At 32.7% G+C, this 20,430-nt stretch carries 25 protein-coding genes; 1 reads left to right on the top strand and 24 read right to left on the bottom strand.

Annotated elements, in window-relative coordinates; genetic code table 11:
• Nucleotides 1-26: 26 nt before the first annotated feature.
• The 24 genes from OU989_RS23335 to OU989_RS23220 form a co-directional block, all read right to left on the bottom strand.
• Nucleotides 27-1,127, bottom strand: coding sequence for a hypothetical protein (locus tag OU989_RS23335; protein WP_274797451.1), 1,101 nt, complete (start codon nt 1,125-1,127; stop codon nt 27-29).
• A 23-nt stretch (nt 1,128-1,150) separates the two neighbouring features.
• Nucleotides 1,151-1,729 (bottom strand): AbrB/MazE/SpoVT family DNA-binding domain-containing protein, encoded by a 579-nt coding sequence (locus OU989_RS23330; RefSeq protein WP_274797450.1) that lies wholly within the window; start codon nt 1,727-1,729, stop codon nt 1,151-1,153.
• A 644-nt stretch (nt 1,730-2,373) separates the two neighbouring features.
• On the bottom strand, nt 2,374-3,444 hold the full coding sequence (locus OU989_RS23325) for a hypothetical protein (protein ID WP_274797449.1): 1,071 nt from the start codon (nt 3,442-3,444) through the stop codon (nt 2,374-2,376).
• 339 nt (nt 3,445-3,783) lie between these two features.
• Nucleotides 3,784-4,011 carry a hypothetical protein gene (locus OU989_RS23320; protein ID WP_221682561.1) on the bottom strand — a complete coding sequence of 76 codons (228 nt, stop codon included), beginning with the start codon at nt 4,009-4,011 and terminating at the stop codon, nt 3,784-3,786.
• 948 nt (nt 4,012-4,959) lie between these two features.
• Complete coding sequence (locus tag OU989_RS23315; protein WP_274797448.1) at nt 4,960-5,232, bottom strand: hypothetical protein; 273 nt, start codon at nt 5,230-5,232, stop codon at nt 4,960-4,962.
• 41 nt (nt 5,233-5,273) lie between these two features.
• On the bottom strand, nt 5,274-6,773 hold the full coding sequence (locus tag OU989_RS23310) for a DNA cytosine methyltransferase (protein WP_274797447.1): 1,500 nt from the start codon (nt 6,771-6,773) through the stop codon (nt 5,274-5,276).
• A gap of 132 nt (nt 6,774-6,905) precedes the next feature.
• On the bottom strand, nt 6,906-7,043 hold the full coding sequence (locus tag OU989_RS23305) for a hypothetical protein (protein WP_274797446.1): 138 nt from the start codon (nt 7,041-7,043) through the stop codon (nt 6,906-6,908).
• Nucleotides 7,044-7,097: 54 nt separating this feature from the next.
• Nucleotides 7,098-7,325, bottom strand: coding sequence for a hypothetical protein (locus tag OU989_RS23300; RefSeq protein WP_274797445.1), 228 nt, complete (start codon nt 7,323-7,325; stop codon nt 7,098-7,100).
• Between the two features lie 75 nt (nt 7,326-7,400).
• A complete protein-coding gene (locus tag OU989_RS23295) occupies nt 7,401-7,844 on the bottom strand; it encodes a hypothetical protein (RefSeq protein ID WP_274797444.1) in 444 nt (147 codons plus the stop codon).
• A gap of 165 nt (nt 7,845-8,009) precedes the next feature.
• A complete protein-coding gene (locus OU989_RS23290) occupies nt 8,010-8,603 on the bottom strand; it encodes a hypothetical protein (protein WP_274797443.1) in 594 nt (197 codons plus the stop codon).
• A 40-nt stretch (nt 8,604-8,643) separates the two neighbouring features.
• On the bottom strand, nt 8,644-8,892 hold the full coding sequence (locus OU989_RS23285; protein ID WP_274797442.1) for a hypothetical protein: 249 nt from the start codon (nt 8,890-8,892) through the stop codon (nt 8,644-8,646).
• Between the two features lie 236 nt (nt 8,893-9,128).
• Entirely contained in the window at nt 9,129-10,274 is a 1,146-nt protein-coding gene (dnaN, locus tag OU989_RS23280) for a DNA polymerase III subunit beta (RefSeq protein WP_274797441.1), read from the bottom strand.
• A 96-nt stretch (nt 10,275-10,370) separates the two neighbouring features.
• Nucleotides 10,371-10,913, bottom strand: a complete 543-nt coding sequence (gene ssb, locus OU989_RS23275) for a single-stranded DNA-binding protein (protein ID WP_274797440.1) — start codon at nt 10,911-10,913, stop codon at nt 10,371-10,373.
• Nucleotides 10,914-10,941: 28 nt separating this feature from the next.
• Nucleotides 10,942-12,330, bottom strand: a complete 1,389-nt coding sequence (locus tag OU989_RS23270) for a DNA primase (RefSeq protein ID WP_274797439.1) — start codon at nt 12,328-12,330, stop codon at nt 10,942-10,944.
• A 405-nt stretch (nt 12,331-12,735) separates the two neighbouring features.
• On the bottom strand, nt 12,736-12,951 hold the full coding sequence (locus OU989_RS23265; protein WP_274797438.1) for a hypothetical protein: 216 nt from the start codon (nt 12,949-12,951) through the stop codon (nt 12,736-12,738).
• Between the two features lie 65 nt (nt 12,952-13,016).
• Nucleotides 13,017-13,832 (bottom strand): hypothetical protein, encoded by an 816-nt coding sequence (locus OU989_RS23260; RefSeq protein ID WP_274797437.1) that lies wholly within the window; start codon nt 13,830-13,832, stop codon nt 13,017-13,019.
• A gap of 93 nt (nt 13,833-13,925) precedes the next feature.
• On the bottom strand, nt 13,926-15,152 hold the full coding sequence (locus OU989_RS23255) for a resuscitation-promoting factor (RefSeq protein WP_274797436.1): 1,227 nt from the start codon (nt 15,150-15,152) through the stop codon (nt 13,926-13,928).
• Between the two features lie 181 nt (nt 15,153-15,333).
• Nucleotides 15,334-15,624 carry a hypothetical protein gene (locus tag OU989_RS23250; RefSeq protein ID WP_274797435.1) on the bottom strand — a complete coding sequence of 97 codons (291 nt, stop codon included), beginning with the start codon at nt 15,622-15,624 and terminating at the stop codon, nt 15,334-15,336.
• Nucleotides 15,625-15,687: 63 nt separating this feature from the next.
• The gene (locus OU989_RS23245) at nt 15,688-16,137 is read right to left on the bottom strand and encodes a hypothetical protein (RefSeq protein WP_274797434.1); all 450 of its coding nucleotides are present in this window, start codon (nt 16,135-16,137) and stop codon (nt 15,688-15,690) included.
• 44 nt (nt 16,138-16,181) lie between these two features.
• Complete coding sequence (locus tag OU989_RS23240) at nt 16,182-16,799, bottom strand: hypothetical protein (protein WP_274797433.1); 618 nt, start codon at nt 16,797-16,799, stop codon at nt 16,182-16,184.
• 33 nt (nt 16,800-16,832) lie between these two features.
• Nucleotides 16,833-17,366: a hypothetical protein gene (locus OU989_RS23235; protein ID WP_274797432.1), complete on the bottom strand. Its 534-nt coding sequence runs from the start codon at nt 17,364-17,366 to the stop codon at nt 16,833-16,835.
• A gap of 353 nt (nt 17,367-17,719) precedes the next feature.
• Nucleotides 17,720-18,178, bottom strand: coding sequence for a hypothetical protein (locus OU989_RS23230; RefSeq protein WP_274797431.1), 459 nt, complete (start codon nt 18,176-18,178; stop codon nt 17,720-17,722).
• A 21-nt stretch (nt 18,179-18,199) separates the two neighbouring features.
• Complete coding sequence (locus tag OU989_RS23225; protein WP_274797430.1) at nt 18,200-19,153, bottom strand: DNA-methyltransferase; 954 nt, start codon at nt 19,151-19,153, stop codon at nt 18,200-18,202.
• A 270-nt stretch (nt 19,154-19,423) separates the two neighbouring features.
• Nucleotides 19,424-19,999, bottom strand: a complete 576-nt coding sequence (locus OU989_RS23220; RefSeq protein ID WP_274797429.1) for a hypothetical protein — start codon at nt 19,997-19,999, stop codon at nt 19,424-19,426.
• A 165-nt stretch (nt 20,000-20,164) separates the two neighbouring features.
• Between OU989_RS23220 and OU989_RS23215 the strand changes: the two genes are divergently transcribed.
• Complete coding sequence (locus tag OU989_RS23215) at nt 20,165-20,260, top strand: putative holin-like toxin (protein WP_221682545.1); 96 nt, start codon at nt 20,165-20,167, stop codon at nt 20,258-20,260.
• Nucleotides 20,261-20,430: the final 170 nt, after the last annotated feature.

The following is a 20,430-nucleotide window of genomic DNA, read 5'->3' as shown; positions in this document are numbered from 1 at the left end:
TTTTATTTTTTAATTACAATACAATATTACTCATTTCCTTTGTAAGTCATAGGGGTACTCATTGTCTCATTTACTTTCTCAATTATTTCCATGTTTATACTAAGTCTTTCAGCTACTATTTCTTTCGATAAAACATTCTTTGAGACATATCCATCAAGCAATAATGCAGCAAAGCATTGTGCATCTACAGCTTTTTTCCTTTCTAGTTCAAACGGTATTTTTCCATAGCTATGAGCAGCCGAATTTCTGAGATCAAATAGGTCATAGTAGAAATCTATGTAAGTAGTATCACCTTTTTCGAATTTATCGTCAGGATTAATTCCAACAACATTAAGCCATCTTTTTTTATGTTCTAAGAAACGACTTTTATTATCTTTATTTGTTGGTTTTCCTATTAAAGCTTCAACACATCTACAAGCTTGGACAATGGCCGCTTCATAATCGGATATTACATTTGCTTGCTCCCAAAATTTTGGTTCATGACTTGGATGTTCTTTATAGCTTGTTCTACCTAGCTCACAAATTAAACAACAATAATGTGTTTTCATAGAGGCATAAAAATTACTCATAGACGTATAAGCCTTATCATCGCGTAATAGAAGTTCTATAATAGGAGAAAAATTATACAGTTCAGTGAGCTTTAAAATAACACCATTTAATAAACTAAAGCTATCTAATTCACTACAATCATATATTTCTTGTTCAGATACAGATTTATTCGGATCAAAATAAAAACACCATTTATAATTTGATTCCATAGTATGTTCAAAATCCGTGGAGTAAGAATAGGCTAGTTGAATAATCATCCCTATATTCTTCCAGAAGTTTTTCTCCTTAATATTCATGGAAACACTAGAGACTAATGAAGTATATGAATTTTCTGTATGTGTCCATAAGAATAATTCTTCATCACCACATTTCATAAACGGAACAAAGTCGTACAGCTTAGGTTTAAAACTATTTTCAAATTTGATTCCTTGTATAAATGCATGGTTACACACTTTATTTGGAATATCAGTTGGATAATACTCGTTTAAATAAGCTTGGTGATTTCTATTATTTTCTTCTATTTCTTTTATTATTTCCGAAAAAAGGTTACTAAAACTATTGTTATTATCATTGCTCATAAATTCACCTCAAAAAGTTAAATTTAAATATTTTTCCTTTTCGTTCCCCAAAACCATGCTTTTACTTCTTCTTTTCCTTTTTGGGTTATAAAAAGTTCTAAAATGTTATTTAAATTTGAATCAAAAACATCAAGTGGATTGTATAAATTTTTTGGCGAATACTCTTTTAATAGTTCCATTTGAAGTAAATCTTGTATTTTATTTAGTACTGTCTCTGGATATACAATACTGGATAAAGTAATTCTAGGTATCTCATACATCTTAATACCCTTACCACTAACGGGCTCCTGTGTTTTCATGGTTAAAGTCACCTTATTTTTGGCTAATGTATATAGCAATTGAGGGTTAATGATTTGCTTGTCTTTAGTTATATATTTTGCTTGATCGCATAAGAAACAAGGTAAATTATTTTCAATAAATTCACCTGTTCCATTACAGGCTGGACATAGCTCTTTTTTTTCTACTTTTTCAAAGAATATAGTCTTATTATCAATATCTGTAACTGTAAATACTACCTCATCTCCCGTATCAAGCTCTAAAAAATCTCTAATTTCTTTTGGTATAGTCAATTGCCCCTTACTTGTTAGCGAAGCCTTATACATATACAAATCATCTCCATTCCTTACTTTTCCTTACTTAAACAATATGTCTTTATCCCATAAATGTCAAATAACACTATTAATTTAAATTCATTGATATGGATTAAATTAATTATTACTTTGGGAATAATAAAAAGAGATTACTAATTATGTTGGTATTCTGGTATTCATTCTTTAATTGAATAGCAAAACATAATTAATAATATAAAAATTAAATAGTAATTATCATTTAAAACATTAAAAAGAAAGACAACCTACTTGATCCACACTAACCTCTGCTAAATAAAAAATACAATAGTAAATAATCAATATATATATTTATAGGGGATAACTTACACCCCCTTAAACCCTTCTGGCATCCTACATTCATTCACTTTCCTTAAATCCTTGAAATACCTTATTCCTATCAATTAACAAGCAATAAAACTCTTATTAACTGTTTCAACATTTATGTAATTGACTTTCCACAACCATATTTCAACTACTAACAATATCCACAAACGTGAAATCGAATAGAAATTTTAGGGGGTTGTAAATAAATTACATATTTTGAGCAAAAAAAAGACGAGTTCTTTTGAATTTAAAAAGAGACTCGTTTTTAACAATGACAAATAGCCTTTTTCATTTTTTATTTTTGAAAAAGGCTGTTATGTAAATAATGGTGGTATTTCAGTATTTGTTTTCTGATAAGCAAACCGTATCAATGTTCTCGTATGCTCATCTGACTTAACAAAATCATTTAAGAACCCTTTTAAGCGAACTCGGAAGAGACCTGGAAGGTTTCTTGTTTTCGAATGTTCGATCGCATATATTGTTCTTGGTAATATATCTACTAGTAAATTTTTTGTTATATGTAATGCCATATCGTTTGCTACTACATTAGGCAGCTTGTGTAAATGTGTTAAAACATCTGACTTAAAGATATTAATACAATTTGTTAACTCACTATTTTTGTATTGAATAGAGCTGTTCTTAAAGTGTTTGCGAATTTCTTTTCTTGCAATTGCTGTAATTGCTTCTTCAATCGGATTAACTTCACGTTCATTAAACGCATCTGAATTGAACCTTAATTCAACTATAGAATTTCCGAATGTATCCCGTTGTTCAAAATTAACCTCTTTGATCAAACCATTTCCATTGTTGATAAGACGCTTCAACCAGTCTTTACCGCTTCGTAAGCTCTTCTTCATTTTTAACAGCAATGGTTGGATCTTACGTTTGATAACAGACTGAGATTTATTTGAATAATCGCGATATAACGCATTAATGATGTCCAGTAGCCCAACTATACCTGAAACATCTCTAGCTTTAATGAATGCATTTAAGTATCCATTTTCAAAAATGTAATGAGGGATACGGAAATAGTTGAGTTCTGCTGATTTTCTTGGGTCATCTTTTACTGCAAAACGTGATACTAAAGGTAGTTGTATATAAAGCTTCTGGTTTACGGATACTCTACATACAAAACCAAGATCTTCTAATCGTAATAAGCCTTTATTAATCGAACTATATGGAAGGTCGTATTTGTCAGTTAGGTGTTTAAGGATAAAATCATCTTCACGAATTAATCCTTCTTCATCACAATTGCTGCGGAGGAGTAAATATGTAACTAGGGATGCAGCTGTTAAGCTAGTAGAATATTCGCGGAAATGTAGTTTTAAAAACTCTAACTCAGCTTGATAGAAAATAATTCCATCTAATTTACGCACTTTAGCCATATATTAACTCCTCCTTTCTATGTAAAACACGTTGAATTTTTTTGTAAGACTTGTTATTATGTAAGTAACTAAACAAGGCCGTTTTTTGGCAATATTAAAGTGGCCCTTTTCAATCTAATTTTTTGAAAAAGGTTGCGTTAGTATTTATGTAATTGTATTTAGTAAATAGTTATTCTCAATTTTAAGACCACTTCGTAAAAACTGTGACCAGCAGCTTTTACACCAAGTCAATCGAATCGACCAAATTCGAATGACGACTTCTAAAGCATCCGCTTTGCAGACGACCAAATCTGTGAAGCGGTTTTTTCATTTTTGTCTTATATTTCTTGTTGTTTATTATCATTTAGTACTTCTAGTAGTTGCTTTAGAACGTTCAATGAGTTTAAACTCTCCACGCTCAAATGCGTCAATTGCATACTCTAACAATGCAATTCCTACTCTTTGATCTGTTTGGAGATCGTGTTTTTGACGGATTGCATCAACTTTTTTACTCATATCCTCTTCCAAACGAACTAACATAGATTTTTTTTGTCGCGCAGGTGTTGCTGTACGAGTATAAGTAACCATCCTAATTCCTCCTTCAGAAAAAAATGTGTTACACATTCAAAATTAACACACTAGAAAAGAGATTACAATAAATTCATTGATATATTTGGCAAGAGTTGATATGATTATTCTTAGAAGTCTTAAAAAAGGCAAAACTAAAGACGCCTCAAAAAATCCAGATTTTTTGAAGTGGTCATATATTCATTTATACATCTTAAAACCTAGTTTGTGAAAACTGTTCCCGCAGTTGTTCACGCCCGTCTAGAGAATTTCCCGATTCACTAGACTAAACCTAAAGCACGCCGTTTTACTTTGATTGGTCATTGTAAAGCGGCTTTTTTGTCGTTAATATTCCTTAAAATGAATTAAAGAATAAAAAAAGAGCATACGAAACTAGTCGTATGCTCGGTGCTTCCGCAACATATTACAAAACGGGAATATTTAAGATATTTTCAAAAGCAATTATCTTAAACTTCCGCTAATATGTCAAGGGCACGTTAGTTCGACAAAGTTTCTATTAAGCCAGTTACCCACTAGCTATACTTGCTGCAGCAGATGAAGAGGACCACGAAAAAAAGACCATCTATTAAACTAGAGGCCCTACCTATACGTCGCCAAAGAAACTTTGTTTACTGTTTATAAAAATCAGATAATTAGATAAACGATTAATAGTTTTATAATAAAATTGATTGCAATATTTTTTATTATTGCTTATAATTCTATTTGTATTAATCAATTTAAGAAATTACGATAAACAAACTTTGCTGGTGCGTATATCGTAGACCAAAAACCTCTTGCTGCCAACAAGGGGTTTTTTACTTGTATGAATTAATTACCTTAGTTAGAAAAATTAATTCATATACATATAATAAAACTAGAAACCAAGCTAGATGTCAAGAGAATTCCAAGGAATGACTTATTGATATTATTGAAAAAAGCGAATCTCAAAGATTCGCTTTTTTATTTATACTATCCCTGATGAAAGACATATTTAATATTATTTACAACGGGAACAGTTAATCCTTCTTCATTATTTTCATATTGAAATATTCTGCCAATAACACAATATCTCATTGCTAGTTCCTCAGATACTTCTATATGTTCGGACCCAATAAAATCAAGCCATTCATTATAAAGGCGTAATGCTCCGATATGCCCTATACTATAAAGTGTATCTTCATATGTTTCAAATTCATAAAATCCATTGTCCCAATTATCTTTATCAAAACTAATTAACCACATGTTGTTTACCTCTCTCTTTTTATATTTTTTGGATCGTTTATTTATACAAGCGAAAATGTTCGTCGGTTAATTAATGCATTAAAGGAAACGATAGCTTCTTTCACTTTTTGAACAACTGCACTTACCATCAGTACTGGTGTTGAATTAGCAATTTGCTGCTGCTTTGATTCTAGACTCCCCTTGAATACAAAATCATCTGGAATTGAAAATAGACGCGCACATTCTCGGACAGTTAGGATCCTATTCTCTTCGGGATGAGTAAGTAAGCATTTTCTTGGATTTACAATTGTACATGAAGGCTCGTCCCATTTTAAACGCTTATAGACATTGCTTTGAGTACTTCCTTTAAACATGCTTTTTGTTTTTAAGTGATCGGGCAAATCCTGCCAATTTCCTCCCTGAGGGATACATTTCATTCTCTCAATGGTGCCCTTTTTCGAGATTGTAAAATCTTCTTGGTTTGGTACCATTGTATCCAACCCTTCAAACGCTTCATAAACCGTTCTCGGTTCTTTTATATGAGGTTTTGGCAATGAAATTGGACCAATCTTAGATCCTATAAGAAAAGCCCGTGAGCGGTCTTGTGCATCGCCAAAATCCATGCTGTTAAGAACACCATGGGTAATATGAAAATCTTTAAGCTCATCTTTAATTTCTTGTAAGAACTGCCCTTTCCCAGCGGTTAAAATTTGGGGAACATTCTCTATGACAAAGATTTGAGCATACTTATTAGCTTTCACAGAACTAATAAACTCACGAACAAGTAAGTTATTTGGATTTTCTAAAAAGCTCAAACGTCTATTTGCATTTGAGAATCCCTGGCACGGAGTACCACCAAACATGATAGGAGCATGACATTTCATAAATATAGATTTATCGATTTGTGTTATATCAGCTACATGAATATGATTACCGTGATTGTATCGATAAGTTTCAGCTGCTTCACTATTTTTCTCTACCGCACATACAACTTCAATACCATTTTGAGTGAATGGAATATCCATGGCACCACAGCCACTGAACAGGCTGATAGCTCGCAGAAGAAGCGGTAAATTTTCGGGCAGCTTATAACCTTCTATTCCATTTGTTTGATTAAATGAAACCGTAAAGTCATGGCCACCTACTACTGAAACCAGTTCTTCTTTATCAATGGAAATATTAAATGTATTAGTAGATTTTTTAAAATCAAAAAATTTAAATATAGATGATTTTTTAATCTTACGCTCTTTAATTCCTTTTACAAGGATCTCATTTTCTAAAATGAGCACTTCTAAATAATCAGCGCCTTGAAATGCATTAAGGGCCTTTTTATCACGTATATCAAGTACTGGTTTATAGCCATCTTTTAACTCACGTTTAGAAACGATATTATTGGTTTGTTCTTCGCACGGAACAATTCGTATCTGTTTTTTGTTTAGATCAACTAAATATTTAAAGTTTTGTCCAATTTTAAAATTAGACTGAGTTAATTCCTTATCCTGAATGTAAATCCCGCGGCTAGATAGTTTAGCTTTACGTTTCTTTAACCATTTTGAAATCATTTATTTTCTCCTCTTTTTTTAGTTTTTCTTATAAAAAATAAAAAGAAGAACGATAATTTAGCATTCGTTCCTCTTTTAAAACAAGCTATTTATTTACTAGTTCATTTGGCCAAATGTTCATTAGTCATTTGATTAATTGTAATGGTCAAATTCTCTCCAAAATTCCAATAACAGTTCACGTAGCTCTTCATTGACACCTTCGTTGTCGTGAACTTCGTATGCGATTTTAGCTAATAACCCTGCTAACTTAGTAAACTCTGAATCATTCAATGATTTACTCCCTCTCTTCCTACACATCTAGTACATATGTGTTCAATTATTTAATTAAATATTTGTTATTAGATTAACACTAGGTAAGTACCTCATATTACGTTCTTGTAGATCGTATGCCGTAATGATGTAATCTTTATGCAGCACCTCGAAACCGCCAGTTACTATTACATAATTTTCGAATACTTCCTCAACTGCCAAGTCAAAAACTTGTCCATCCATTTCGAACTGAATAGAAGCTCCAACTTCTGCAATCTCTTTTACACCTACGTATGTGTTCATTTACTGTTCCTCCTGGCTTAATATTTAAATAGAAAAGAGGAACGATAACTTCGTCCCTCTTTTAAAACAAGCGTTTTATTTAGTTAGTAAGCCAGTTTTGACTTCGCCATTTACAAACTCATACATTCGGCTGGAATCCCATTCCTCGAATAGATATTCAATATGCTCTGCATTTTCAATAATATTCGGAAGAACTTCTTCAAAGAATTGTTCAATTTCACCCTGATCATTTATTAAACTACATTGAAATGTCCAATATCCCGTTTCCATATCGATCTTTCTTTCGAATCCATCCGTTGCAACTTCGTTTGGATATTCCCCTGTTTCCCAACTAGAAGGCATATAACATAAGCTACCTCTTGGGATAAATTCAGCTCTATCTTGTTTTGCGAAAGCTGCTATAAAAGAAAACCGTTCTGAAAAATCATTCCAATTAGCTCCTTCATTAATTGCCTTAATCATTTGGCGATACTCTTCTTTGACCGTTACTTTCAATCTTAATCCTGTATACATTCCCATTTTCATTCTCCTTTTTTATGAACATTTTCATTCCATGTTCAATAATATATATTTAAATATTTGTTAATAGATTAACCTTAGGTAATACCTCATACTAAGTTCTTATAATTCGTATGAGGTAATATTGTTCATTCCTTTATTATCAGCTATTGAAAATAACCTCTCTCAAACCCCCCATGTTCTTCGAACAGACTCTAAGGCTTCGATTACAATAATATCTTCAATTTTTGTAATACCTTTTCCCGTAAATTTACAACCGTAAATAGCTTCGGGATAAATTGTGTTTTTATGGTTTGATGATACAAACTCAACTAACCCAGACTTAATGAATATTTCTCCACGACTATACTTAGCTATTGAGTCAAACGTGATCATTTCTTCAGGCGAAAAATCGTCTGAATAACGGTGCGGATAATCAAAGTAAGTAGCAGAAAAATTATGCTTCACATTGTCACCTAATTCTTTGAAAGAATCAGGGAATAGGTTATTTTTGTGTGTCCCAAACATAATAGCGTTGTTATCCTCTTTTTCAGACGGGATATATACAGCTACGATATGGAAATCTTCTCGTACCATGACTGGTTCATTTATTTTGAAATAGCCGCTTTTGATATTGGATTCACACTTAACGCATAAATCTATATCATAATCAATCATATTTACTTCATTCTCATCAAAGGTTCCTCCACACTCTGCACAAGTAGCCTTTGTTTCATCCATTTCATCCGAAAATGAAATATTATCTTTAGTTTTATTCATAGCTAGCTCCTTTTCCTGGCACTTAATATAGGTTCAATTTTCAATCTACTTTTAAGACTTCTAATGAACCGTTTTTCATTTTAACTACAATCGTATAGACTCTAGCTATTAATGGTGAACTTAGAATTTCCTCTAAATAATCTGAAGCAGCTCGCAATGCATAAGTATGTTCTCTGGATGATTCATTGAAATTAATGAAATCCCCTTCTCCTTGTAATGTAGACCAAAAAGAAGACTTGTAAGCTGAGTTGATACGTTTCTCCAGACGTTTAATTAATTCTTGTGGCATAATATTGCCTCCTAAAAAATTATTTACTAAAGAAAACGCAAAAAAGCACTCCATTTAGTAAATGAACAGACTTATCCTATGTGATAAGAATGAACACTCATTAAATGAAGTGCTTTAAAATCCTCTACCGTTTGGTTGAGGGTATGCGTAAATTCAATAGTATGTTGATATTATATAACATTGATTAATAAAAATCCATAAGAAAAAGCCCAATAAATGGGCTTTTTAGTAAGTAGTTAGTATTTTATTGGAAGTACTAGTTGAGTGTTGCTTGTATCTTTACTAATAATATAAACAGGTTTTTGTTTGGACTCAATAACAATAGTCACTTCCTTACTGCTATGTGATTTGATTGCATCAATCATATACTTAGCATTCAAGACAATCTTCTCTGATAAGACTTTTTCACTTGCTTCTATAAGTGAAATTGTAGAAGTCATGGAACCGTCTTCAGCATTAGAGAAAATCTTAACGCTGTTTTCAATCATTTCAAGATGAACCATTGGTCGGCCTTTATCATTTTTAGCAAATGGAATAGCTCGGTCAATAGCGTTTATAAGTTCTTTTGCATTGATCTTAAGATGTGAAGATGTATTTGTATCTCCTATGTTAACTAATTTTGTAGTATCAGGAAAAACACCGTCAAGTAAAAGTATGAATACAATTCTATCTTCTTGTACTAATTTAACGTAGTTTTCTAAAGGTGTTAATTTAACTTTTTCATCTCCATTTAAAGTCTCTAATACACTCGCAAATGGCTTTGATGGGATTGTAATATTGTCAATAATGATTGACTGTTCGGCTTCATATTTACTTAATCTATGACTATCTGTTGCTACAGCTGTAAAAGTTTTTCCGTCTCCCTTAATGTTAATGCCTTTTAAGATTGGACGAGAATCACTTTCACCAGCTGCAAACCCAGTAGTAGAGATGATATTTTCAAAAAATGACTTAGGTGAATTAATCGATTCCCCTTCCTTCCCAGATGGGGGTGCAGGGAAATCATACTCTATAGTCGCTACTTCTGCATTTACACCATCAGAAGTAAGAATTAATTTTTCCCCTGTTACTTTAATATTTACTGTTTCTGAAGGGAATTTACGTAGCACCTCTTCAAATTTATGAGTAAGAGTTGCTTGGCCAGGTACTTTTACAACATGTACTTGTTCAAGATCTTCTTCTCCAACTATTTCTAAAGGCAGTATATTTTGATAGTAAACTTGCTTGTCAGTTGAACGAATTGTTAACCCATTTTCTGAAGCGCTAAGGGCAATATACGGACTACCTTCAGTAATTCCCCCACCTTTTATTTCTTTTCCACGGAATTTGCTAGCAACTGCTAACTCTTTTAGTAAAATTGATTTCGTTACGTTAATCTCCATAGTATTTATTCTCCATTCTCATAAGTAATTTAGAAAACGAACAGTATTTAAACCACTGTTCGTTTTAATTTAGTAGTATTCATTTGGTATTTTTTGTCAAAAAGGTAAATCATCTTCAGACACTTCAATCGGTCCTTTACTATTGGCAAATGGATCTTCATCTACTCGCGTATAGTTTGGTTGATTCATTGGTGGTTGATTTTGCTGATTACTATAACCACTATAAGAGCCCTGTTCACTAGTTCCGCCAAATTGCTGTTGCGGTTGCCCAGGCTGACTGTTTCCTTGGGTTTGTAAATTACTTTGCCCGCTGTTGTTATTACGAGGCTCTAAAAACTGTACACTATCCGCTACAATATCAGTAGTGTATACGCGCTTTCCATCTTGGCCTTCAAAACTACCAGTTTGAATACGACCCTCTACACCAATTAAATTGCCTTTTCTCATAAAGTTGGCAAGATTCTCAGCTTGCTTACGCCATGCTATACAGCTGATGAAATCCGCTTCACGCTCACCTTGTTGATTTGAAAATGTACGATTCACAGCGACTGTAAATCTAGTACATGCAATTCCATTGGGTGTATAACGTAGTTCAGGATCTTTAGTTAGTCTTCCGACTAATACGACACGATTTATCATATGAATTTCTCCTAATCATTTAAGTCTCTTATAATTTATGAACTGTATCGAGTGTTACAGCTCTCTGACTTTTCGTTGTTAAATTAAACTCTATTGGTAATTTGCGATTATGAACAAGGTCATCTAATCCTTTACCGTCTTTTAGGTTCCATGTCCATATAACAGAATGAACACCTAACTTTGCTACTTCAATTGCAAATCGATTAACAATCTCCATAAGAGTGGCTTGCTTTTTCACGCTTTCCTCTGAATCATCGCTACGTTGCAAAGTATCCATATCATAAGCAATTATTAGCTTTTGGATGTTCCATTTACGGATTAGCTTAAGGAGTTCATTAAAATTACCTGCACCTGGTAAGCCAGCTGCAAATACGTTAAAAGTCTTTGCACTAATTTTGGCCTTGTGCTCTCCTTCTGTAACTAATAAAGTTCTTGTTTGGAATAGGTTTGTAACATTGATTCCCCTCTCCCAAACTTTTAAGTAATCCGGTGGTACCTCTATTGTTATAGGGGCTCCACTAGAAACACCATTTCTTCTTGCTTTTGTAATCGTGTTCTCGATTTCAATATTATGAGTAGAGGAAAACCATACATATTTAGGACTTCCACTATCTTTTCGTACACGTAGGCGAACAATATAACCGTCTTCATTGAAAACAGGGATAAAGTATCCATTTGCTGCACTCAATACATAGAACCAGTGGCCATTGTGCTTTTTCCCTTTAGAATCTGTAAATACCCCTGCTTCACCAAGCTCTCTAGGTATTCTAGAATCAAAATAATCAGGTTGGAAGATTTGAGATAATCCCGGAATACGTTCGAAAGGATATTTTAATGATTTCAAATGGGCATAGATATTAATCCACTCTTCTAAAGAAGGGACAGATCTAAACATGTGAAGATTAATTTCTTCGATAGAGTATCTTCGCTTTCCCATTAATTCATCTACATGTTCTTTTCTTAGAGGACACAATTTTAATAATGCACGATAAAAAGCATCAACAACTTGAATAGGTTGAGACTCGAGTTCTTGTGAGATAATCTTTACTGAAGGCATATAAGTATTGCTACCTGACTTCATAATAACCCCACGTTCATCTTTCACTTCAATATCCATGAGTTGAGCAATACCTAATACAGACTCTTTAAATTTACCTTCTCTTTGACCGAATTGGTGCCAAGAGAATAATGCAATTGCATTATTTCCCTTTACATCAGCACAATGGAAACAATTAAAGATGTTCTTGTTTATCTCGATACAACATGTATCAAGCTTTGACTCACTATGAGAAGGGTTAGGACATGGAATAAAAAGTTGTTTTCCTACCCTTTTTGTTGGTAAGCCTAATGCTTGTGCTAGGTCAACGAGTGTTACTGCTTTGACTCTTTCCACACTTTCTTGACTGATTTTTGCCATTATAAATAGCCTCCTTAAAAAGTTTAACTCTTAGACGAAAACACAAAAAACGCCCTTTAAGAAACGAAGGCACGACAAAATCGAGTCGTATTCGTCACTCAAATGAGCGTTTTAAAAAAATACTGCTCTTCCGTTTGGATTGAGCGTAAAAGTTTCGAAGAAAAGTTATACTTTTAGTATATCGAACCAATCAAAATTTGTCATTATAAATATTCTCAGGAGGTTATTGCTTTAAAGTAACCCATTGATAAAATTTTTAATAACCTTTATAATTTCATTTATCCATTTGCAATAGCGATAAGATTTATCTATAGGTTCTATAATATTTCTTCTCACTTTTGTAATTGTCCTAAAAAGGCTCACTCGGTGGCTTCGAGTGGGTTTTTTATTTGTGGTTCAGTTAAGTTAATTCACACCTTCCCATGAATGCTTTTGAATAAATTCCACATCTAGCCCATCTTTTTTTAGAAAATCAAATAAATCCTTAAAACACTTTTTAAGTTTTATATTCATCCAATCTGAATTGCTGTCACAATAACAGTGTTCAACCTCAAAGTAAATTATTGCATGATCAAAATTTACAACTGCAATCCGTTCATTATTGATTCGTAGTATTTTCACAAGAAAACCCCTTCAAAATTTCAATCCTTTCTAACTATTATAAATCCCTCAATAATATTGAATACCTACCAGTTCCAGTTGTTATTAATAGCTAAAGTTTTAAGCGAACTAATAATCATCGGTTCCCCTATTTTCTCTACTAAAAGGAATATTTCATCTGGGCATTTCCAATGATTTAAATAGTTCTCTCTCAAATTAATTAATGTATAGTCATGAGATAAAGGAGCCGTGGTCCTTAGTATTTCAACATGACCAAATAAGTCATTGATTAGGCTTACTGCCTCTATTTCACTTAATCTATGCTTGCTAGAAATATGTGCTTCAGATGTATATTGAATGAATGCGAGTAATTGTTTAAATTCTAAAGGTTCAAAAGCTGTCCGTACATATAAGAAAAAGTCTGAATCAAGATTTTCTTCATCTTTTATCATGTAATCATATTTACTGACCCAACCGTTCTTCTTAGCTAATCTATTTAAGTAAGTAAATAGAGCTTTTACATTTCGCTCATCTATTAAGTTAGTAATTTCATCTTGCTTACGGTGTTGTTCTTTATAATTCTCTAACAATTTTATTTCTATATGTTCTTCCTTAAGAAACATCGTTGTTTTCAAAATAACGGTTCTTGCATGTATAAATACATCATTGATTATCTTTGCTAGTTCTATTTCCGTAAGAGTATGCTTTTTGCTGATTCTTGTAAATGAAAAGAACTGTATAAAGGCAAGTAGTTGTTTGAATTGGGTAGGTTCAATTACTGTTCTGACATAAATAAAGTAATTGGGATCAGCATTATCCTCGGTTCTTAGTGCATAGTCAAAATAAGGTTCAATTCCTTCAGCTGCATAATTTTTATTTATTTGAGTAACTATACTGTTCAAACAATTCCTCCTAACTTAATTTTAATGATATAGTCCTTCATGAAATCAGTTTCGCCTTAACTATCACTTTTCCTGTATAGATTTTAAAATTATTCATTCAAATACTTTTATGCGAACTTTCTTAACTCCCCAATTCCTTGCTTCGGTTTCAGATTGTACAAAAATGTCTATCTTATTCCCTTTAATTGCTCCACCGGTATCCTCAGCAACAGCTAATCCATAGCCTTCAACCCAAACTTTTGAACCCAGCTTAATAACGGATGGATCCACCGCAATTACTTTCAATCCAGGAACAGAGCCTGAGCGTAAATTAATTCCAGTGGCGGTTGTTCCTGAACAGCCCTTACAATATGCGGTATAGGCTGTTGCGGTTACATAAAATTCACTATTGTTATCTGGTTTTATTGATTCACTTGATTCACTTGGTCCACTTGATATTGTGGCTGCTCTTACCTCTTTCTCTTCTGTTTTAGTACCTACTGCAATCAATTGATTTTTAGGTTCTTTTAAAACTTTCTCGGATTGAAGATATGTAGCTACAACATGGCCATTTTCTTTCACAATTTCATAAGTCCGAGAAATAGTACCTTTCTCGCCCTCATTTACTACCTCTTCTCTTCCCTTTTGTAATGTAGCATCTTGCTTTTTTTCAACTGCAAAATCTAATGTGTCTTTCACTACATTAATATCCTTTTCTACGCGAACAACTGTGATAGTACTTCTTGGAGTAAGAATGTCCTCTAAGTCACTTTCAACACGGTCGAATTCGTTTAATTGCACTCCTTGTTGTTCTAAAAAATTAGCGACCGTAGTTGCAGTTGACCAGACGGTACTTTTCTTAAAACCATCGATTAGTGATACTTGGAATGCTTTTTGAATATCAATTCTGTTATCAGTTCCAATTTCTGACTCAAGACTCTGTACTAAAGTATCCCGCTCCGAAACCTCAATATTTGCGTCTTTTAATATGTCTTTGACATATTTTTTTGTTGTCCAAACTTTTGACTGATTTCCATTAACAGAGATAGTTACTTCCTTGGCCTGTTTCCATGAAATTGTTAAACCATTAACAATTTTGGTATTTAGAGAAGGTGCTACTTGGTCATGTTTTGCTACTTCTATATTTTTTTCTAATAATAATTGTTTTACAGTATTGGCATGTGTTACTACTTCAATAGTTTCACCGTTAGCATTGAGCTTAACGATTTTTTTAGTATCTTGATAAAGGACAAATGAAACTATAGATATAAACAGGACAAGTGAACTAATAATTACTACTCTTTGCTTAGTTTTTAATGATCTAATGAATGAGTTTTTCATGAGTTTAAAAGAGCAGTTTTCCCATGCATATTTTGAAATTCAAAGTAATTCATAATATTTCACCTTTCATTTTAGATTTCTTGCCATCTACTACTAAACTGCCTCTCGAAAGTAAATCCTCCTACTATAAAACTAATTATTTGTTTGCGTGGCTATCTTTATTTTTTATTGTATTTTCATATTAATTTGTTAAAGTTTCCTCTAAAATAATATGTTTATGAGCGTTAGGTGACCAAAGAATGCTAATTAAACAAATACCTAGGATTAAAGCCGTAGCAACTCCAAAGGAAGCATGTAAAAACGATGCATCGCCTTTAATGTATGTTGCTGTTGCCAATACAGTAGCTGTTAAGGACAATGCTCCAGCCAGTAATGGGATGATATAGCTTAAAAGAATAATTCCATAAGTAATCAATAAATACTGAGCTTTACTATTTATAACAATAGGTTCATGGTTCTTCGTATTTTTCAAGTGAATTCCTCCTCGATAGCCACGCAAAGAAATAATAGTTTTTGTTTACTTATTACTTATCGACTATTGGATTTCTAGTACAGTCGTTGTGTAATTGTCTATTGCATCTAAAAATTCATCCATATCCTTTTTTACGTCAATTTCTTTACTCTTCAAAACTTTCTCTTTGACACCTTCCAAGCTATACACAATTCGATCAAGTGCTGCACCGTAGTTGGCATACTTTGAATCTGATTTCCCGCGTGACAGCACTTCATATGAATTGCTTTTAATGCCTTTAAAGATTTCAACACGACGTTCTAATAGTTCTACTACATATTCACTTTCAACTTTTTCTTCGTTGAAATCTTGAATAATATGTATGATTTCACCTGTGTTGTTTACCAAAGAAACCTGGTCGGAAAAAAGGATGTATTTTTCTAGAGTCCAACTAAAGAAAAGGCTTGTGATAATACATCCGAGCGCCCCTCCTCCTATAAATAATAGGGACAGTTTAAGATATTTTTTCTTCATAGATTCAACCTCCATCAGACTGTGTTTGCTATCAATACATTTAATTACTTTGGAATTTCAAATAATGCCATGTACTTTGGCTTGAAAATGACTTGTCCAATAATATCCAAATTGCTGTTAGAATGAACTACTTCGTTCCAAATCTCTTGATGCTTTCTGGCTATTAGATAAAAATCAACAATATAATTAGTCAAGTTTTCTCTTTGATTACCAGCTTTTAAATCTGAAAGTGAAAAAGGAGCATTTTCTAATCCATCTGCTAACATGCAAGCAAGACTCCTGTATAAAGGATGGTCGATATCATTTAGGTACAATTGGCGAATAAAAATAATACCAAAGTGTGTTGTTTCAGTACTTAGTCTTAGAATTTCAGAATCAGTTTTTGTCTCAAGGTATTCATAGAACTTCTTAGTGCTAAAACTTGTTGATAAAAATGATAATAACTTTCTTGAAATATCCTCTTCTTCTTTACTTCTTATTCCTACATTAGGGAGTTCTGATCTTGTGTAAGCTTCACAAATAAATTGCTCATTGGAAATTTTATACTTCCTCATAAATTTGCTTTGAGCGTTTGATTTGCTAGATGCCCAAATAACAAAGCGAGCTGGACAATCAAATGTACCTCTCCTTTTAGGAGACAGTAAAATGTAATATCTAAACATTAATCACTACTCCTTATTTCTTTTAATACCGAATTACTTAGGAAACTGATATGTGATTGTATCATCATCATTTACAGTAAAATCGGCATCATTTTCTTCCAACAATTTAATGAATCCTTCTTTTACGGAATTATGACCTTCAACAAAATCAAATGATAATCTACGTATCACTTTACGTTGTTCAGTAGTTTGTTCTTCCTGTGATGCTGCTAAGAACTTATCTATAGTGTTAATTTGTAGTTTGATTGGAACGTTTAATGAATCATATTCAGCAGCTTGGATTGCCAACAGTTCCTTCCATTCTTTTACCTTGTTAAACACTTCATTCGTATCTAATTCTTTCTCATTCGCTAAATCATTCCATGTTGCAACGATTTCATTGGAATAAGTGGCGTAAACAGATTGAATATAGATTTCAGCAGGGTATTCTTCTATCAATTTCACTTCGTGTTTTTCTTGTATATCATTGGTTTGGTCAGCTAAATATGCTCCTCCCCCAATAGCACTTATGATTAATATAAATAACCCGCTTCTCAAGAATAGCTTCTTGTTCACTATGTTTTTCATGGGTTCACTCCTATTTTTGGACATAAAAAAACCACACACGTACCCTTTTGTACGCATGTGGTTCTTCCAACATGGCTAATGTTGTTATATGTGATTAAAGAGTATAATACTATAAAACTACTATTTTGTCATTATAAACTAAAAAAATAAATCTAACATCCTACATCTGAACTTTTTATCTGTAAATTTTAGATAGAAGTCTAAATGTTATTCTACGATTGTATACAAACAAAAAAACCACATACGTATCCCATAAGGGACGTATGTGGTTCTTCCAACATATAGAATGTTTATGAATTTGGTATATTTAATACTACTTTAAAATATTTCCAATGTCATCATAAACATTTAAATTAGCATACCTTACTTCTCTTTCGTATTTCATTTAGTTCTGCAGCAGGCTTACATGCAACATGCTGGACGAATAAAATTAACATTATTTCTTCAATTGTTGGTTCAATTTGTTTGTATGGTAATTCCACACGTTTAACTTCAATACCTGCTTCATAAATGCAAAGGTCTAAGCCAATTGGTTGGAAGCAATAATATGTTGGATACATAGTAAAATGAGCTTTTACCTTTTCCCACTGATCTTTTGAAAGCAGGAGGTCATTATAAGATTGATTTGTTCTTTTATGGATCAATTTACCGAATCCCATATATGTAATTTCAAGAACAATATTATCTCGTTCGATTTTCCCCACTAGCTCTTGTTTGCTGCCTATTTCAATAAACGGCTTACCTGTATATTTTGAAATGAAGCGGTCATTAATTTCCAAATGAAAACCATCAACTTCGTATTTTCGATACATAATGGTCATCACCCCATACATTTAGTTATTAGCAAAGCTGAGGTTATTACTCAACAATGATGACGTTGCTTCCTCAATATTTCTTTGAATCTTCGTAATGTTCTCTTTTACTATTTCAATTAAGCAGGCAAAACGATTAGTTTGTAACGCTGCAATACCTAAGTTCCCGCTTCCTGCACCTTGATCTAGAATAATTTCACCTGGTTTTGTAACCATTTCTATCAACTGTTTATATAGCTCTACTGGCTTCTCTGCTTGATGTATGCGGTCTTTTAGTGGAACAGACTGAACATTAAACATAGTAGGTAGCATTTGTGAAGTCCCTGACATAAAGCAAACTTCGCTTGATTGCTTCATTTTCTTTTTATCTAAACGTAAGCTTCTTGCTTTCGGTCCTTTTACTAGGAAAAGGATGTCCTCACTATTTTTACTTTTTCTTCCAGTGTTCGAAACGAATGTTCCCTTAATCCAAGTTACTTTGGAGTAATATGTTAATCCACATTGTTCGGCCATTTCTTTTATAGAATATATATATTTCCAATTATTGGCGTTTTCTGAGGGTAAAAATTCAATGCAAAAAGATCCATTTTTTAATACCCTTGCCTTTTCTCTAAAGTCCTCTAACTCATAGCAAAAGGTTGGATAGGTATTATCAAATTTTCTAGATCCTCCTGAATTTGATAAGGGGTCATACCATGCATGATCATTGATAATAGCATCGATGGACGCATCGTCAAACATTGATAAATCCCTGCCATCGCCTTCAATAAGCAAAACGCCAGCTTGTTCATCAGTAAGCCAATAAACTCCTCTAGCTACACGTTTAAACATATCCATATTGTCATAAATCCTGCCTCGAACTGTGCTACTAGGTTTATCTATAATTTCATTGCTTATTTCTTGAAGGCTTGCAGGTCTTCCTAATCTTCTTAAAACATCTGCAATCCGGTTTTTTAAAGTTTGAGAGTTAGACATATCGCTTACCTCCAAACGATATAATACTTAATACTTCTAAGAAATCTTCAAGCTCTAACATAATGTTGCCTCCTGGTATTTTATTTACTACTTGAGACAAAAAAAACACCCAAAGTATGTAAATGTACAGACCAGTCCATATGGATTGGTTTTAACACTTACATCTTGAGTGTTTAGATTATGCATTACCGTATGGATATGCATATTAAAGTCAATAGTAGTATTTTTTTATTGTAGAAGAGTGTAAATTAAAAGTCAATGCAATTTGAGCTACTTATCCTTGCTATACTTTGGTTTACCAAATACCTGATCAAACGAATCTTCATACATATCACGAACATTTTGGTTACTTTTTGGTGCAGCAATATAAACAACGTACCATTCAAATTCTTTAAACGGCTTTAAGGAAATATTAACTTTTGCGCCATTAATTGATAGCGTATTTCTATAGAAATTAGAATCTTTATTTAATTCCAACCCCGATTTCTTAAAATCTTCAGCATAAAGATCATTAAATAAATGGCTCTTTAAACGCAACCGAACATTATATCCTTCTCCCCTATAGATGGCCTTGATTGTTTTTTCTGGCAGATCGCTGAATATTGCAGTACAATCATTATTTTCATGATTAATATCAGAAAAGATTATATAAAAGCCTGGTTGTGAAGGAACTTTATCTAGACTTTTTATATCAGTTATTTTAAATGTGCGAATATTTCTACTATAGTCAGTAAGAGTTGAGTTAAAAGCTAAGGTTTGAAAAAAAGGTAAGACTTCTTCTTCTCTAATATTTTTTAGATATTTATCAATCTCTTCTCGAATGTACTCTATTTTGATCTTTGTCATACTAAATCACCTTATTAAGAGTTATTATGTATTAATAAAATTGCTTATGATTTTTTGTTTAAAATAAGCAAAAATGTTATAATTAAGTATACAAAATAAAGGTTTCAAGGGTGGTCGGCACATCTTCTTACTTTGCTTTTGCAAAGGAGAAAGGAGGTGATGTCGATGACAACATTCGAAACATTGACCCTAATGATCTCGTTTTCTTCATTAGTTGTGTTAATTCTTTCATTGTCATTTACTTTTACTAAAAAAAAGTAAATCACCCCACATATACCTTGGCCGGTTAGGGATGATTTACTCTCTCAGTGCCAATCGCCTTTGAAGCGATTTATTTTGTTAAAGGACTGTACAAGCGTTGCACCGCTGTACGGTCCTTTTAATTATTTGTTTATTTACGTCAAGTATACCATATTATTTACAAATTTCAA

Source organism: Lysinibacillus irui (assembly GCF_028877475.1).
Classification (GTDB): Bacteria; Bacillota; Bacilli; order Bacillales_A; family Planococcaceae; genus Lysinibacillus; species Lysinibacillus irui.
Note: the sequence above shows the minus strand (reverse complement) of the source record. Positions and strands in the feature narration are given on the sequence as shown.

Excerpts from the sequence above, each read along its gene's own strand:
- OU989_RS23335 (WP_274797451.1), bottom strand. The coding sequence starts at position 1,127 with ATGAGCAATGATAATAACAATAGTTTTAGTAACCTTTTTTCGGAAATA.
- OU989_RS23330 (WP_274797450.1), bottom strand. The coding sequence starts at position 1,729 with ATGTATAAGGCTTCGCTAACAAGTAAGGGGCAATTGACTATACCAAAA.
- OU989_RS23325 (WP_274797449.1), bottom strand. The coding sequence starts at position 3,444 with ATGGCTAAAGTGCGTAAATTAGATGGAATTATTTTCTATCAAGCTGAG.
- OU989_RS23320 (WP_221682561.1), bottom strand. The coding sequence starts at position 4,011 with ATGGTTACTTATACTCGTACAGCAACACCTGCGCGACAAAAAAAATCT.
- OU989_RS23315 (WP_274797448.1), bottom strand. The coding sequence starts at position 5,232 with ATGTGGTTAATTAGTTTTGATAAAGATAATTGGGACAATGGATTTTAT.
- OU989_RS23310 (WP_274797447.1), bottom strand. The coding sequence starts at position 6,773 with ATGATTTCAAAATGGTTAAAGAAACGTAAAGCTAAACTATCTAGCCGC.
- OU989_RS23300 (WP_274797445.1), bottom strand. The coding sequence starts at position 7,325 with ATGAACACATACGTAGGTGTAAAAGAGATTGCAGAAGTTGGAGCTTCT.
- OU989_RS23295 (WP_274797444.1), bottom strand. The coding sequence starts at position 7,844 with ATGGGAATGTATACAGGATTAAGATTGAAAGTAACGGTCAAAGAAGAG.
- OU989_RS23290 (WP_274797443.1), bottom strand. The coding sequence starts at position 8,603 with ATGAATAAAACTAAAGATAATATTTCATTTTCGGATGAAATGGATGAA.
- OU989_RS23285 (WP_274797442.1), bottom strand. The coding sequence starts at position 8,892 with ATGCCACAAGAATTAATTAAACGTCTGGAGAAACGTATCAACTCAGCT.
- dnaN (WP_274797441.1), bottom strand. The coding sequence starts at position 10,274 with ATGGAGATTAACGTAACGAAATCAATTTTACTAAAAGAGTTAGCAGTT.
- ssb (WP_274797440.1), bottom strand. The coding sequence starts at position 10,913 with ATGATAAATCGTGTCGTATTAGTCGGAAGACTAACTAAAGATCCTGAA.
- OU989_RS23270 (WP_274797439.1), bottom strand. The coding sequence starts at position 12,330 with ATGGCAAAAATCAGTCAAGAAAGTGTGGAAAGAGTCAAAGCAGTAACA.
- OU989_RS23255 (WP_274797436.1), bottom strand. The coding sequence starts at position 15,152 with ATGAAAAACTCATTCATTAGATCATTAAAAACTAAGCAAAGAGTAGTA.
- OU989_RS23245 (WP_274797434.1), bottom strand. The coding sequence starts at position 16,137 with ATGAAGAAAAAATATCTTAAACTGTCCCTATTATTTATAGGAGGAGGG.
- OU989_RS23240 (WP_274797433.1), bottom strand. The coding sequence starts at position 16,799 with ATGTTTAGATATTACATTTTACTGTCTCCTAAAAGGAGAGGTACATTT.
- OU989_RS23235 (WP_274797432.1), bottom strand. The coding sequence starts at position 17,366 with ATGAAAAACATAGTGAACAAGAAGCTATTCTTGAGAAGCGGGTTATTT.
- OU989_RS23230 (WP_274797431.1), bottom strand. The coding sequence starts at position 18,178 with ATGTATCGAAAATACGAAGTTGATGGTTTTCATTTGGAAATTAATGAC.
- OU989_RS23225 (WP_274797430.1), bottom strand. The coding sequence starts at position 19,153 with ATGTCTAACTCTCAAACTTTAAAAAACCGGATTGCAGATGTTTTAAGA.
- OU989_RS23220 (WP_274797429.1), bottom strand. The coding sequence starts at position 19,999 with ATGACAAAGATCAAAATAGAGTACATTCGAGAAGAGATTGATAAATAT.
- OU989_RS23215 (WP_221682545.1), top strand. The coding sequence starts at position 20,165 with ATGACAACATTCGAAACATTGACCCTAATGATCTCGTTTTCTTCATTA.